We start from the raw sequence: 14,975 nt of genomic DNA on the forward strand, positions 1-14,975 counted from the left end.
CGGGGCCTTGTCGAATGCCGGCCGGGCTACTACTGATCGTCGATGGCAGACAGCTTCCAGGTGCCGTCGACCTTCTCCATGTTCACCGTCAACGGCCCCTCGGCACTGCCCGAGGCAACGCCGTTCTGGGTGGCACTGATGTTCACGTTGGCGATCAACTCGGCCATGCCGTCCTCTAGCCGCGAGACTCCGATATCGGTGACCATCGCCTCGGTTCCCGTATCCGTCTGCACCACAGCAGATTTGGTGGTTTCGGCGGTGGAGTTGAACTCGTCGAGCATCGACTGATTGAGCACCGCACGGGCCGCATCGAAATCGGCATCGATCGTGGCGGCCTTGTACGTGTACAGAGTCTGCAACGCATCGGTCGCGGCCGAGGTGACTTCCTGCGTGGCCGCGGAATCCACCCAGGCCGAATTGTCGATCGTCGCGAACGGCTTGAACGCGGCAATCGCAGCGAACGCGCCGAGCACGACGGCAATGACCGCAACGATGATCACGTGCTTCCAGCCGATACCCGACGCGGAGGCGGAGGACGAGTCGGTCGACGCGGAATCGGCAGCGGGCTCGTCGGTTGCGGACTCGTCGAGTGCAGGTTCCTCGGTCGCGGACTTGTCGAGTGCAGGCTTGTCGAGAACCGGCTTGTCTGCCGCGGGCTTGTCGAGAACCGGCGTGCTCGCCGATGGAGTCGTGACAGCCGTCGTATCGTCGGCCGCGGATCCCTCGGTCGTCGAGCCCGTGTCGGAGCTGGCAGCAGTGGGCTTCCCGGTACCGGCCACCTTGCGGCGAACCTTGCTGGTGGTGGTGGGTGGAACGATCTTGCGACGCTGGGGAGGCACTACAGAACTCCTTCGAAACTCACTTCGGTACAGACGGACAACACCACTGCCACGTATCTCAGTTGCCGCCGGTGTCCGGCTGGGGAGCCGGCGTCGCTTCCGCACTCGGATCGGCCGCGTTCGGGTCGGCGGGGCCGCCCGGATCGGTCGGGACGACAGGGTTGGTGTTCGGGTTGTCGAGCGAGATCCGTGAACCGATGGGATCGACCTTGTTGGTCTTCCACACCCCGTCGACCTCCTCCATGGCCAGGCGCATCGTCAGCTTGCTTCGCTCGACGCGATCGGGCCAGGTGGTCGTTGTCGCGATGACCACAAGAGCGGTGGCGGTGTTCTCGTCCGTGCTCAGCTCCGTCAGCGTGCCGTGCAACACCTCGGCCTCGCTCTTGGCACCGGACTGACGAACCTGATCGGTGATGCCCGAGCGCGTCTGCTCGAGGTCGTTGAGCATCAGGTCGCCGGTGATGGACGACTTCATGTTGTCGAACGACTGATCGATTTGAGCCGCGTCGACCGTGTTGAGGTTGACTGCCGCCTGCTGCGCTCCGGTGAGCGCCGCGTCCCTGGTGTCCGCGGTGGGCTTCTGGCTCAGAAGCGCGTTGCCCCAGCCGTACCCGAAGAACACTGCCGCTGCGAGAGCGGCCACGGCGATCACCGTGACGACGGCAAACAGAATTTTCGCGGTCTTGTTGCGCCCTGGAGTCGCTGGGGACTCCAGGGCTTCGGTGCTCGAGTTCACACTTTCCACCCTACTACTCGGTAATATCCGGCCGAACCGCCCTCGGCCCGACGATAGTGCTGAGCAGCAGTTTCACCGATTCCACTACTTCGGCGTGACGCCGATCAGCGGTGCCAACTGAGTGGCGATGGGGTTGAGGTTGAGCTTCTCCGGATCGACCTTGGGCTTGAGATCCCACGGCTGCGGCACGTCCGGATCGGCGAACACGATGCGGTTCGCGCTACGGACACCCGTCACGCTGCCCTGCGGTGTAGCGCAGTTCGCGTCGAGGTTCAGCGGGTAGTTCTCCCGAGTCGGATCGAAGTTCGGGTTCTTCCGCTTCTCCTCGTCGAGGATCGCCTGGCTTCCCTCGTAGCCGACCGTGCACGGCGGCGGATTGTTGACCTCGAGCAACAGACCCTGATGGATCGTGCCGTCGTTCGGGACGATCGTCGAGATACCGGCACCGAGAGCAGGCAGGAACGTCAGGAACGGACGAAGCGCGACGTATCGCGGTTCGGCTTGAGCGGCAACCAGCGCAAGGTTGTTGATATCGGTGGTCAGAGCCGGACCCGCATCGGTGATGAGACCACCGAGCTGATCTCCGGCCGCGGTACCGGTATCGATCAGGCGGCGGATGTCGGGATCGCTGGACTTCAGCTGAGCCGTCACCTGATCCAGGCTGGTGCTGAACTCACGAATCAGATCCGACTGCTCGGACTGCGTGTTGAGCACCGGCACCGCGTCACGCACCAGTGCGAGCGTTTGCGGCAGCGCCTCGTTGCCTGCCTCGGAGATGTTCCCGAGCGAATCTACGAGGGACGCGAGATCTGTGCCCTTGCCGTCGAACGCCACACCGAGCTCGTTGACGACGCGCGTCAGCGTGTCCAGAGGTACCGACCGGACCAACGTGTTCGTGTTGGCGAGGACGTCCTCCACCGGCACGGGCGTGGTGGTGTCGGCCTGAGCGATCTGCGAACCGTCGACCAGGAACGGGCCCTGATCGGTGTCGGGCTGGAGGTCGACGTACTGCTCACCGATAGCAGATCGGTTGGCCACCACGGCCTTCGTGTCGGCCGGGATGTCGGGCCCTCCGTTGTCGAGCATCAGCGCGACTCGAACACCGTCCTGTGTCAGTTCCAGATCTCCGACGGTTCCCACCGGAACACCTCGGTAGGTGACCTCGGCGTTGGAGAAGATGCCACCGGAATCGGCCAGGTTCAGATCGACCTGGTACTGCCCGAACCCGAGCATGTTGTCCAGCCGCACGTACTTGGCACCGACGAAAACCAGACCCAGAACCGCTACGACGACGAATAGGACCAACTGAATGCGAACCAGTCTCGATCTCACTGTCCAACTCCGAACTGCTCGAGCAAATCGTTCAACGGTGCCAACGGGTCGAACGGCGCGGGGGCTGCTGGCGCTGCGGCCTCTCCTGCAGGTGCACCCGGGCCGGGAACCGGTGACGGGATGATCGGCGGCAACGGCAGCAGTGAGATCGTCGGCCAACCCGGCCGAGGTCCGTTTCCGTTGTAGTACGGATTCGACGGGTCGACCACCGGCAGCGTGTTGCCGTACTTGGGCTGGATGTAGACCGGATCGCCTTCACCGACGCCGAAGTTCCGCAGCGCAGTTCCGATCGACAGGTCCAGTGAGAGGAACAGGTTGGCGGAGTTGCCCTCGATGATCTTCTCGGTACCGTCCGCGAACGGGAGCGTGGGGATAACCGCGAGCGAGGTCACCACGTCGTCCGCCGAATCGGCCAGGGCCTGCAGCGTCGGGCGCAGGGCCCGCAGGTCCGCGATCAGATCGTCCTTGGAACGGTCGATCACGTCGGTGCCGACGGCTCCGAGGCGGTCGAGCGCTCCGAGCATCTCGGTCAGCTGCGGACGCTGCTGCTCGAGAACCTCGGTGGCGATCGGCAGATCCTTGAGCACTGCGTCGATCTTGTCGGTCTGCGTGTTGACGCGGCCGCTGAGAGTGTCGAGACCATCGATGGCGCGGGTGATGTCGTCACGCTGCTGGTTGAGGCCGTCGATCAGCGTGTTCGCCTGCTGCAGAAGCTCTTTGGTCTTGCCTTCGCGACCGTCGAAGGCCGTGCTCAGTTCCTTGATGATCGGCGAGAGCTGCCCGACGCCGCCTCCGTTGAGCAGCAGCGACAGCGCGCCGAGTACCTGCTCGATGTCGGTGGCGTGACGGGTGCGATCGAGCGGAATGGTGTCGCCGTCCTGCAACCGCGCTGCCGCCTCGTCACCGGGAGGTGCCGAGAGCTGCACGAACTTCTCACCGAGCAGGTTGGTCTGCTGCACCGATGCAATCGCATTGGCGGGCAGATCAACGTCGGAGTTGAGGATTACGTCGACATCGGCCGTCCACCCGTCGTTCGGGACGGAGATGGAGTCGACTCGGCCGACAGCCACACCGTCGACCTTGACCGTCGACTGCGGGACGAGGTCGAGCACGTCGTCGAACTGCACCGTCAGATTGAACGGGTTGTCACCGACATCGGCACCGCCGGGAAGCGGTATGGCGTAGATGCCGGCCGACGAGCAGGCTCCGGCCGACAGAGCGACCACACAGACACCCGCTCCGACGACCAGGGAACGCTTCACACGAACTCGATTCCGTTTCACAGAGGTTCTCACTGTCCCCCACCTCCGATGTACGACTGCTCCAGTCCGGGCATCGTGCTGTTTCCGAGCCTCGGCGAAACGACGCCCGGAACGGTGCCGGGAACGGATACGTTCTGCTCGATGTCGTTGGTGAGAACACCGAACGGCAGCACGATCCGGTTCTGGTCGGTGATCGGGGCCTGAATCATCGTGGTGATGTTGGCGCACTGATCGATGATCGGCTGAATCTGCGCACCGAGGGCCTCGAAGCGCGGATCGCCGGGAACGAGCGCACCGAGATCGAGGAGCTTGCACACGGTGCCGAGCGGATCCTGCGTCTCGTTCTGGAGGTTGGCGCGCGAGGCGAGCGTGCCGGACTCGGCGTCGTAGGCGTTGACCAGGTTGCTGATGGCCAGCGGCAGCAACGTGAGCGTCTGCACCAGCTGCTCACGATTGTCGGCGAGCGTCTGAGTCGGAACCACGAGACCGTTTGCGGCATCGGTCAGTTCGGTCCGGTTGTCCGCGACGAACGTCGCGACGTCTCCGAGCGAGATCGAAAGTTGCTCGAGCGCAGCCCCCAGGTCCTCACGCTGGCCCGACAGGAAACCGGTCAGGTCGGCCAACTGGGTGTTGAAGTTGCGTACCTGCTGATCGTTGACGGCCAGGGCACTGACGAACGTCTGCAGGTTCTTGATCGTGTCGAAGACGTCGGTGCGCGAATCGCTCAGCGTGCGGCCTGCGGCCGAAAGCTGAGTTATGCTGTCGCCCAACGCTTCACCGTTGCCGTCGAGGTTCGCCGCACCGGTGTTGACGAGGTCGGTGAGTGCGCCGTCCTTGTTCGCACCGTCGGGACCGAGGGCGGTCGACAGGTCGTTGATGGACTTGTACAGCTCGTCGACCTCGACGGGGGTGGCGGTGCGATCGCGACCGATCGTCGTGCCGTCGGCCATGGTGTCGCCGCCGGTGTAGACGGGCGAGAGCTGGACGTAGCGATCGGCGACGAGCGACGGGCTGACCTGTACGGCCTTGGCGTCGGCCGGAATGTCGACCCCACGGTCGACACGAAGCACGACCTCGACGTCGTCACCGAGCGGCGTGACGGAGTCGACCGTGCCGACCTTGACGCCCAGCACCCGCACCTCCGAGCCGGAGTAGATGCCGACCGATTTGTCGAAGTACGCGGTGATCTTGGTCGTACCGGCCCTGGTGAACAACCACCAGCCGGCCACGGCCAACACCAGCGCCACGATCACCACGACGGCGATCAGCGCGAGCTTGTTCTTGTTCCTCGGTGCTGCCTGCGTGTCTGTCATCAGTTCCCCGCCAACGTGTCGAGCGAGGGCTGGCGGTAGCCAGGTATCAACGGAACTCCGGGAGGTGTGAGGTTGGCCAGAGTGATATCGAGCCATCGACCGTTTCCGGTCACGTTCGTGTACAGCCGAATGAACGGTTCGTACAGCTTGAGCGCACGGTCGAGGTTGTCGTTGTTGCGCTGCAGGATCTCGATGACTCCGTTGAGCTGCTGCAGCATCGGGTTGATCGTCGCCTCGTTGTCGCGAACGAGGCCGGTCAGCTCCTGCGACACACGCTGAGTGCCGGTGAGCAGCTGCGAGATCGCCTGCTGGCGGTTGTTGAGCTCTTCGAGAAGCGGACCTGCATCGGTGATCAGCTTGTTGAACTGCTCGTTGCGGTCGGCCAACACCTTCGACGTCTCACCGGTGGCCGCGAACAGCTTCTTGAGCTCCTCGTCGCGGCTGGCCACGGTCTGCGACAACCGAGTGACGCCGTCGAGCGAGGCACGGATGTTCGCGGGGGTTTCGGAAAACGCCTCGGACAGGGTCCGCATACTCGTTGCGAGCTGATCGGTGTCGATGTCGTTGATGGTCGACGCTGCATCGGAGAACGCGTCGATGACGTCGTACGGGGACGTGGTGCGCTCGAGCGGGATCGGATCCTTCGGGCTCAGTGTCTCCGGACCGCTCGGGTCGAGTGCCAGGTACTTCTGTCCCAGGAGGGTCTTGATGGCGATGGCGGCCCGTGACTCGTTGCCGACCCAGGCGTCCTGCACCGTGAAGTCCACGAGCACCCGGTCGCCTTCGAGACGCACGTCGGTCACCTTGCCGACCTTGACGCCCGCGATGCGCACTTCGTTGGAAGGCTTCAGACCTGCTGCCTCGCTGAACTCGGCGGTGTACACCGAGCCGGCACCGATGATCGGGAGCCGGTCGAGAAAGAAGACCGACATCGTGGCGAGCAGGATGATGGCGATTCCCAGTGCACCGATGGTGGCCGGACTACGACGAGATTTCATTGTTTGATCCCCCCAGCTTTGCAACGCTCTGCCGAGTTCGTGTACAGCGGCTGGTTGACGGTCGGAAGCCCGGTCGGCAGATTCAGGTTCGGCGAGTTACCCGGTCCGGCGACGATGTCGATGCCGCAGAGGTAGAACGTGAACCAGGATCCCTGCTGGGCCGTGCGAATGAGCTTGTCGAGTTTGACGGGCAGATTTCCGAGGACAGCGTCGACGTCGTCGCTGCGGCGGTTGATCGTCTCGGACAGTGTGTTCAACGCAGTCACCGATCCCTGGATCGACGGCCTGGTCGGCTCGAGCAGGTCGGCGGTCGCGTTGGTCAGACCGGCGAGCGAGGTGACGGCGGAGCCGACCACGCCGCGATCGGCAGACAGACCCGAGACAAGCTGCTGGGTGTTGACGATCAAGCTGTCGAGCTGACCGTCGTTCTGGTTGACCGTCGCCAGCACGTTGTTGAGATTGGTGATGACCTGGCCGATCACCTGGTCCTTGTCTGCGACGGTGTTCGTCAGGGTCGCCGTGTTGGTCACCAACTCGTTGATGGTTCCCGACTCCCCCTGGAACACCTGGATGATCTGGTACGACAGCTTGTTGACGTCATCGGAGCTGAGCGTGGTGAACAGCGGCCGGAAGCCGTCGAAGAGCGTGGTCAGATTCACCGCAGGCTTGGTCCGCTCCAACGGAATGGTCGCACCTTCGGTGATCTTCCGGCCCTGGTCCCCCGAGCCCTGCTCGATGGCGATGTAGCGCTGACCGACCAGGTTCCTGAACCGGATGGTCGCCGTCGAGCTGGCAGGCAGCCAGTCGCGACTGCTCAGGGTGAAGTCCACTTTGGCTTCGCGCTCGTTGGCGATCTCGATCGAGTCGACCTGGCCGACGCGAACGCCCGCGATGCGAATCTCGTCGCCCTCGTTCAGTGAGGTGACGTCGGTGAAAATCGCCGAGAACTTGGTTCCGCCGCCGCCGCTGGAATTGGCGATGGTGAAGGCAAGGGTGGCCGTGGCAAGGATCGTGATCACGGCGAACACGATCAACTTGATGATCGGCGCGAGAAGGCCTCTCATGGCACGGTCACCTCCACTCCCCTCAATGCCGGTGCGCCGATAGCGGCAGCCCACGACGGAATACTGTCCGGTGCAACACCATTGGCCTGTCCGTAGATCACGGAGAGAGTGTCACGCTCGAAGTCCGAGCCCTCGTAGCTCGCCGGCTGCGCAGATGCGGAGACGGCGGGAACGATGGAGCTCTGAGCGGACTTCGGTGGTCCCTGTCCTTCGATCACCTGCGGGCCCGGGTTGCGGGTCGGCACCTGGTAGGAGCCGTCGTTGATCGAACCTCCCGGATACTGCGGGAAGAACTCACCCGGTGCTGCGGGCTCGAAGCAGGTGGCTCCGCGATCGTCGAACAAGCGAGGCTCGTCCTGGTTCGGCAAGTAACGGCCCTTCGGGTTGACGAACGATGCGGAGACGTTGATGCCGGGGTACTCGTCGCCTTCGCCGAGCACGACTTTGCCGCGCCTGGCACCTTCGGCGAACTGGGTGAACGTGCAACCGAACGTCGGGGAGAACTCTGCCAACAGCTCGAGCGCTTCACGAGAGTTCGCGGCCAAGCCGATCAGGTTCTCGGAGTTGGTCTGCAGGAAGTCCGCGGTGGTGTAGGACGCGGAGCTCAACGAGCCGTACAGCGTTTCGAGGCTGGACTGCCTCTCGACCACGGTGTTGCCCGTCGTCCTCAGGTTGTCCAGCGCCGAGATCAACTCGGGCGCAGCGTCTGCGTAGGTCTGCGAGAAGTCGGCGAGACCGACCAGCGTCTGCTGGATGTTCGGCAACTCCGTGTTCAGTCCCGACACGACGTTGGTCAGATTGTCGATGGTCTGTCCGAGCTGCTCGCCGCGACCGCTGAGGCCCTGTGCCAAAGATCCGAGGGTGTTGGCCAGATCCTGCGGCGGAATCGCCTGCAGCAGTGGGAGCAAGCCGTCGAGCAGTTGCCCGACCTCGATGGCGTTCCCGCTGGTGTCCTGTCGAAGGACCGTGCCCTCGGTGATCGGCGACGCAGAGTCGTTCTCGGGCACGATCAGCGAGACGTAACGCTCACCGAACAATGTCTTGGGAAGCAGCCGCGCAGTCGCGTTGGACGGAATCAGTGGAGCCTTGTCCGGGTCGATGGCGAGCCGAGAGGTGACGACGCCGTCGACGGTGGATGCCGAGCGCACCTCACCGACGATCATTCCGCGCACCTTGACGTCGGCGTTCATCGGGAGAGCGTTGCCGACGGAGTCGGTTTCGAGACTGACGTTCACCACCGACTTGAACGTCTTGTTGTAGGACGTGATGCTCCATCCCAAGAACAGGATGAGCACCAGGAAGAACGCCAAACCGAGCAGTACTCGCTTCAGTCGCGACGGCGAGTCGATCATCCCGCAACCCTCACTGTGGTGGTCGTGCCCCAGATGGCGAGGCTCAAGAAGAAGTCCAGCACCGCGATCGTGACGATCGCGGTACGAACGGCACGGCCCACTGCGACGCCGACACCGGCAGGTCCGCCGGAGGCGTGGTAGCCGTAGTAGCAGTGGATCATGATCAGCACGAAGGCGAAGATCAACACCTTCAGGAACGAATACAACACGTCTTCCGGAGGTAGGAAGAGGTTGAAGTAGTGGTCGTAGGACCCGGTGGACTGCCCGTTGAAGATGGTGCTGATCCCTCGGGAGGCGACATACGACGCCAGCAGTCCGACGATGTAGAGCGGGATCACGGCCACGAAGCCGGCGATCATGCGGGTGGTCACCAGGAACGGCACGCTGGGTACCGCCATCACCTCGAGGGCATCGATCTCCTCCGAGATCCGCATGGCACCGAGCTGGGCCGTGAAGCCACAGCCGACGGTGGCCGAGAGTGCGAGTCCGGCAACGATCGGCGCGATTTCGCGGGTGTTGACGTACGCGGACAGGAAGCCGGTGAGCACGGAGCTACCGAGCTGCTCGAGTGCGGCGTAACCCTGCAGGCCGACGACGATGCCGGTGAAGCCCGACATCATGACGATCACGCCGATGGTTCCGCCGATGACGGCGAGCGCACCACTGCCGAAGGTGACCTCTGCCAGCAGGCGGAGCACCTCCTTCTTGTAGTGCACCGCGGTCTTGGGAATCCACCCGATCGCCCGCAGGTAGAACGACATCTGTTCGCCTGCGCGGTCGAGCACGTTCAATGGGGCATTGCCGACGCGCTTGACGCGCATCAGCGTGCGGTCGCCGCGACCTCTTGCGATAGTCATCGCGGTTACGCTCCCTTTGCTGGGACGACCTGGAGATACACCAGGGTCAGGATCAGGTTGGCGAAGAAGAGCAGCAGGAACGTGATGACAACCGTCTGGTTCACTGCCTCGCCGACGCCCTTGGGTCCGGGATTGGGATTGAGCCCCTTGTAGGAGGCGATGATGCCCGCGATGAGTCCGAAGATCGCCGCTTTGGCTTCTGCGACATAGAGATCCGGGAGCTGCGCCAGGGCCCCGAAGGATGCCAGATAGGCACCGGGGGTACCGCCCTGGAGGATCACGTTGAAGAAGTATCCGCCGGCGATGCCGACCACCGAGACCAGGCCGTTGAGCAACAGTGCGACGAGGATCATCGCAAGCACTCGCGGAACGACGAGGCGATGCACGGGGTCGATTCCCAGCACCCGCATGGCGTCGATCTCCTCGCGAATGGTGCGGGAGCCGAGGTCGGCGGTGACAGCAGAACCGGCGGCACCGGCCACCAGCAGCGCGGTCACGATCGGACTGCCCTGCTGAATGACCGCGAGCACGCTGGCCGCGCCGGTGAACGACTCGGCACCGAGCTGCTTGATCAGCGATCCGGTCTGCAGCGAGACAACCGCGCCGAACGGAATCGCAACCAGTGCCGTCGGCAGAATCGTGACGCTGGCGATGAACCAGGCCTGCTCGATGAATTCACGGAACTGGAACGGCCTACGGAAGGTGTTCCGAACCACCTCGACGAACAGTTCGACGATATTGCCGGCTTGAGTCAGAGCGGCGTTCGCCGGAGCGAACGCGGACTTCTTCGATCCCCCCATGTCTGCTATTGACCCCGACCTTGTGTTGGAGCTTGGTAGCCCGGCTGTTCATGACCTTGCCCGCTGTACCCCTGCTGGTCGTACCCCTGCGGGCCGTAGCCCTGCTGGTCGTAACCCTGCTGGCCGTAGCCCTGGTCGTAACCCTGCTGGTCGTAACCCTGCTGCTGGTCCGCGTACACGGGCTGCCGCTGACCGGGGTCGGTGGTGTCGAGGCTCTCCTGGATCGCGACCTGCGCGTTGTGCGGCAGGGTGTGCATGATCTGGCGCACCCGTTCCTGCCTGCGTCCGACGGCCTGGCGCACCGGAGTTCCGGGGGTGGCCTTCATCTGCGGCACGATGCCTTCGACGTCGTCGACGCCACCGGCGTGGTGCCCGGCGTCGACCATGGCCTGCTCCTGCGCCATCTGCGCCTCGTCCTTCTCCTCGGACATGCCGATAGGGCCGATCATCGTTCCGTTGAGGAACTGCTTGACCACCGGCTCGTCGCTCGTCAGGAGAACTTCACGGGGTCCGAACATGACCAGCTGGCGACGGAAGAGCATGCCGATGTTGTCGGGCACCGTGCGGGCGAGGTTGATGTTGTGCGAGACGATCAGGATCGTGGCGTCGATCTCGGCGTTGATGTCGATCAGGGTCTGCGAAATGTAGGTGGTACGCACGGGATCGAGGCCCGAGTCCGGCTCGTCGACCAGGATGATCTCGGGGTCGAGCACCAGGGCGCGGGCCAGTCCGGCGCGCTTGCGCATACCGCCTGAGATCTCACCGGGCAGCTTGTCCTCGGCACCGAGCAGACCGGTCAGTTCGAGCTTCTCCATCACGATCTTGCGGATGTCGGACTCGGACTTCTTGGTGTGCTCGCGCAACGGGAACGCGACGTTGTCGTAGAGGTTCATCGAGCCGAACAGTGCGCCGTCCTGGAACAGCACCCCGAACAGCTTGCGGATCTCGTAGAGCTCTCGCGAGGAGCACTGCAGGATGTCGGTTCCGTCGATGAAGATCTTGCCCTGCTCGGGCCGCAGGAGACCGATCAGCGACTTCAGGAAGACCGACTTGCCGGTACCGGAGGGGCCGAGGAGAGCGCTGACTTCACCCTTCGGCAGGGTCAACGTCACGTCCTGCCAGATCTTCTGTACCCCGAAAGACTTGGTCAATCCCTCGACCGAAACCTCGACTCCCACGCTGACCTCCACAATTCGTACACATCGACCCAGATGTGGGTTGCGTCACTGTAACCCATGCACGTGTCCGCTCCGACACAGGAGCTTACCGCCCAGTAAGAACTTCCCCGAGTCAGGCTGTAGAGCTTGCATCAGTGTGGCTCATCTCACGCGACACGGTCGCCGACTCGCCAGAACTGTGACAAGTCCCTGCGCCAGGAAGCTGTGACACACCACAAATAATGACTGCCGAAACCCTTCGTAACGCTTCGGACTTCGGCGAGGTCGAGTAAACAGCGACGCGGAGCGAGTGTCACGCGATCCGGCGGAGTCCGTGACCGATCACAACGACGAGTCATTCGGTGCCACCGGAAACACAGAAAAGGGACCGTCCCCACCGGAGTGGGAACGGCCCCTCGACTCGCCCTCGAATTCAGAGCGTGAAGTACGACTGCAACGAAGCGGTCTTACTTGACGGAGATCTTTGCGCCGGCAGCTTCCAGCTTCTCCTTGGCAGCCTCGGCTGCGTCCTTGGCGACCTTCTCCAGGATTGCCTTCGGAGCGCTCTCGACGAGGTCCTTGGCTTCCTTCAGGCCGAGGCCGGAGACGACCTCACGGACGACCTTGATGACCTGGATCTTCTTGTCGCCGGCCGACTCGAGGACGACGTCGAACTCGTCCTGCTCCTCGGCAGCTTCGGCCGGAGCACCGGCTGCGCCTGCTGCGGCAACTGCGACGGGAGCGGCTGCGGTGACCTCGAAGGTCTCCTCGAATGCCTTCACGAACTCGCTGAGCTCGAGGAGGGTGAGCTCCTTGAACTGGTCGAGCAATTCTTCGGTGCTGAGCTTCGCCATGGTGGCGGGTCCTTCCTGTAAGTACCTGGTCGCTGATCCGCGACTGGTGTTCGGTGATGGTGTGGAGCTGAGCTGTTCGCCGATACCAGCGGATCAGCTTTCGGCGGGAGCTTCCGCCGGTGCTTCTGCTTCTGCAGGCGCCTCGGCTGCGGCGGGTGCGCCGGCAGCCTTCTTCTCCTGCAACGCGAACGCCAAACGCGCGAACTGCGATGCGGGAGCGTTGAACAGGCCTGCAGCCTTCGACAAGTTGCCCTTCATGGCGCCGGCGAGCTTGGCCAACAGGATTTCGCGCGACTCGAGGTCTGCGATCTTGTTGATCTCGTCCACGGACAGCGTTGCGCCGTCCATGTAGCCGCCCTTGACGATCAAGGCCTTGTTGTCCTTGGCGAATGCCTTGATGGCCTTCGCTGCGTCGACCGGCTCGCCCTTGATGAATGCAATGGCGGTCGGTCCGACGAACAAGTCGTCGAGACCGGTGATGCCGGCCTCGGCTGCTGCGCGCTTGACCAGGGTGTTCTTGGCGACGGAGTACGTGGCACCTTCGCCGAGCGCACGCCGGAGCTGAGTCAGACCGGACACCGAAAGACCACGGTATTCCGTGACGACGGCAGCCGTCGAACCCTTGAACTGTTCGGTGATCTCCGATACTGCTGAGACCTTTTCGGGCTTTGCCATACTTCGCCTCCTCTCGTGGGAAGTTGTGTCGATCGCGAGAGGGCCGGAAAACGACGAACGCCCCGGCGCAAGAAGCACACGGGGCGTGAACGAGTGGCAGCCACGAGGACTGCATACCGGTTCCCTACCTCGTTCTCCTGCGTGGGCCGTCCGAAGCGATCTCGGACCTTCAACCGCGCAACTCCCGGAAGTGAATCCTTCGAGAAGGCGGTGACCAACGGTCTTGGGTAGAACTTGATTGGGCGGTCTGGGCACCAGTGCGAGCACTCGTGATCCGAACCGTCGCCCAGGTTACAACACGTTCGGCGTCAACTCCAAAACGTTCGGCGTTCGCAGTCGTGTACGCACAGTCAGATGCGCACCCCGTAGAGAACCAGGTTGCGCTCGTAGCTGCCCACGGCTGCGTCGAAGTCACCCGAACAGGTGATGAGCCGGATCTCGTCGGCAGGCACCGCCCCGAAGACCAGCGCGGTCGGGAACTCGGCCTTGCCGTAGTCACCGACCTCGACGATGCGGTACTCGGCTCGACCACCCGCCTCGTCCTCGACCGCGACGACATCGCCGGGTCCGAGTTCCGACAGCCGATCGAACACCGCGGGTCCGGTCGTCGAGTCGACGTGCCCGGCCAGGACCGTCGGACTGCCGATCGCGCCGGGTCGGCCACCTCCGGTGAACCACCCGACGTCGTCGTAGTCGGTGGGCACCTGCATCTCCCCCGATGCGGTGAGACCCAAGCCGATCAACGGCTCGTCAAGACCGATGTCCACGGCGCTCACCCGCGTCGGGGCAGGTCTGACCGAGTCCGCTGCGGGCGCAGTCGGGGCGATGCCCGACGACGGCTGCGAGGACTCGGGGGCGGCCTGCGTCGGTGACGATGGCGGCGGCGCCGGTGACGGTGGTGGCGGGGAGGAACAGCCCACCACCACCGTCGCGGCCGCCGCCGCGATCAGAACCGAATATCTCAGCTCCGCACCTCGCGTCGAGCCGCGAACGTCACGCCCGCGACGACCATCGCACCCAGAGCCACCGCGCCTGCGACGGGCAGCACCGAGCTCGACGCCGAATCGGACGCCGCGAGCGCCGACCCACCGCCACCGGTCGCAACGGACCCGACCGGGATCTGGCTGAGCTGGCCGCGCACCGCTCCCGCCGAGAAGTCGACGGTGTGGGTGTCGGCGGCGAAGGCCGCGGGATCGGCTTCGATCTGATCGAGGGTGAACCCGGTACCGCTGTCGGCGGTGGCACCGGCCGGAGTGAGGCCGGTGGTGAACGGTCCCTGCATGCAGCCGCTGCTGGTACGCGGGCCGTCGCCGATGGGGGTCGGGTTCGGGAATGCCAGACGCGGAGGACCTGCTGCGCCCGCCGCCGCCTGGTGAATGTGCGTGGCAGTCTTGGCCGGGCTCATGTAGTCGCCGGTCACGCCTTCGAGCGCGATGTCGTAGCAGATGATGTCGAGGTCGGAGTTGATGCGCAGCGTGAAAGTACCCATCGCGCCTGGCTGGCCCGGAGTGGCGACGCCCTCACCGTTGAGCACCTGGTCGGGAGTGGCCATGGCCGTGAATGCGCTGGTGAACGAATCCGGTTCGGCGACAGGGGTATCGGCACCGGCCGGGGCAGCGGCGAACAGCATCAGGGCCGCGGTACCACCGACGAGTGCTGTGGCGGTGGATCGGATCGACGTTGCCGGGCGTGGAATCGAGCGTCTGGTCATCTCGTGTGCCTTCCGTGGGAGTATC

General features: G+C 64.0%; 15 protein-coding genes. All 15 read right to left on the bottom strand.

The features are described from left to right. Nucleotides 1-29 precede the first annotated feature (29 nt). The 15 genes from CH251_RS06990 to CH251_RS07060 all read right to left on the bottom strand — a co-directional run bounded on the left by CH251_RS06990 (nucleotide 30) and on the right by CH251_RS07060 (nucleotide 14,950). Complete coding sequence (locus tag CH251_RS06990; RefSeq protein WP_094612477.1) at nucleotides 30-839, bottom strand: hypothetical protein; 810 nt, start codon at nucleotides 837-839, stop codon at nucleotides 30-32. Between the two features lie 58 nt (nucleotides 840-897). Next, the gene (locus CH251_RS06995) at nucleotides 898-1,575 is read right to left on the bottom strand and encodes a hypothetical protein (RefSeq protein WP_256978877.1); all 678 of its coding nucleotides are present in this window, start codon (nucleotides 1,573-1,575) and stop codon (nucleotides 898-900) included. 84 nt (nucleotides 1,576-1,659) lie between these two features. Next, on the bottom strand, nucleotides 1,660-2,907 hold the full coding sequence (locus CH251_RS07000; protein ID WP_094612478.1) for an MCE family protein: 1,248 nt from the start codon (nucleotides 2,905-2,907) through the stop codon (nucleotides 1,660-1,662). Beyond that, entirely contained in the window at nucleotides 2,904-4,169 is a 1,266-nt protein-coding gene (locus CH251_RS07005; protein ID WP_094612479.1) for an MCE family protein, read from the bottom strand. The genes CH251_RS07000 and CH251_RS07005 overlap by 4 nt, the downstream gene beginning before the upstream one ends. 29 nt (nucleotides 4,170-4,198) lie before the next feature. Continuing rightward, entirely contained in the window at nucleotides 4,199-5,482 is a 1,284-nt protein-coding gene (locus CH251_RS07010; RefSeq protein WP_094612480.1) for an MCE family protein, read from the bottom strand. Then, the gene (locus CH251_RS07015; protein WP_094612481.1) at nucleotides 5,482-6,480 is read right to left on the bottom strand and encodes an MCE family protein; all 999 of its coding nucleotides are present in this window, start codon (nucleotides 6,478-6,480) and stop codon (nucleotides 5,482-5,484) included. The genes CH251_RS07010 and CH251_RS07015 overlap by 1 nt, the downstream gene beginning before the upstream one ends. Next, nucleotides 6,477-7,544 (bottom strand): MCE family protein, encoded by a 1,068-nt coding sequence (locus CH251_RS07020; RefSeq protein ID WP_094612482.1) that lies wholly within the window; start codon nucleotides 7,542-7,544, stop codon nucleotides 6,477-6,479. Before CH251_RS07020 ends, CH251_RS07015 begins: the two co-directional genes overlap by 4 nt. Further along, nucleotides 7,541-8,896 carry an MCE family protein gene (locus CH251_RS07025; protein ID WP_094612483.1) on the bottom strand — a complete coding sequence of 452 codons (1,356 nt, stop codon included), beginning with the start codon at nucleotides 8,894-8,896 and terminating at the stop codon, nucleotides 7,541-7,543. Before CH251_RS07025 ends, CH251_RS07020 begins: the two co-directional genes overlap by 4 nt. Then, nucleotides 8,893-9,753: an ABC transporter permease gene (locus CH251_RS07030; RefSeq protein ID WP_027498223.1), complete on the bottom strand. Its 861-nt coding sequence runs from the start codon at nucleotides 9,751-9,753 to the stop codon at nucleotides 8,893-8,895. The genes CH251_RS07025 and CH251_RS07030 overlap by 4 nt, the downstream gene beginning before the upstream one ends. Nucleotides 9,754-9,758: 5 nt before the next feature. Then, nucleotides 9,759-10,553 carry an ABC transporter permease gene (locus CH251_RS07035; protein WP_037191254.1) on the bottom strand — a complete coding sequence of 265 codons (795 nt, stop codon included), beginning with the start codon at nucleotides 10,551-10,553 and terminating at the stop codon, nucleotides 9,759-9,761. A gap of 5 nt (nucleotides 10,554-10,558) precedes the next feature. Next, nucleotides 10,559-11,731 (bottom strand): ABC transporter ATP-binding protein, encoded by a 1,173-nt coding sequence (locus CH251_RS07040; protein ID WP_179273553.1) that lies wholly within the window; start codon nucleotides 11,729-11,731, stop codon nucleotides 10,559-10,561. A gap of 446 nt (nucleotides 11,732-12,177) precedes the next feature. After that, the gene (gene rplL / locus CH251_RS07045; protein WP_032380460.1) at nucleotides 12,178-12,564 is read right to left on the bottom strand and encodes a 50S ribosomal protein L7/L12; all 387 of its coding nucleotides are present in this window, start codon (nucleotides 12,562-12,564) and stop codon (nucleotides 12,178-12,180) included. 93 nt (nucleotides 12,565-12,657) lie between these two features. Then, complete coding sequence (gene rplJ, locus CH251_RS07050) at nucleotides 12,658-13,239, bottom strand: 50S ribosomal protein L10 (RefSeq protein ID WP_032380459.1); 582 nt, start codon at nucleotides 13,237-13,239, stop codon at nucleotides 12,658-12,660. Nucleotides 13,240-13,589: 350 nt separating this feature from the next. Further along, nucleotides 13,590-14,006, bottom strand: coding sequence for a class F sortase (locus CH251_RS07055; protein ID WP_256978878.1), 417 nt, complete (start codon nucleotides 14,004-14,006; stop codon nucleotides 13,590-13,592). A 194-nt stretch (nucleotides 14,007-14,200) separates the two neighbouring features. Then, complete coding sequence (locus tag CH251_RS07060; protein WP_094612486.1) at nucleotides 14,201-14,950, bottom strand: CHRD domain-containing protein; 750 nt, start codon at nucleotides 14,948-14,950, stop codon at nucleotides 14,201-14,203. Nucleotides 14,951-14,975: the final 25 nt, after the last annotated feature.

The organism is Rhodococcus sp. 06-462-5 (assembly GCF_002258315.1).
Classification (GTDB): Bacteria; Actinomycetota; Actinomycetes; order Mycobacteriales; family Mycobacteriaceae; genus Rhodococcoides.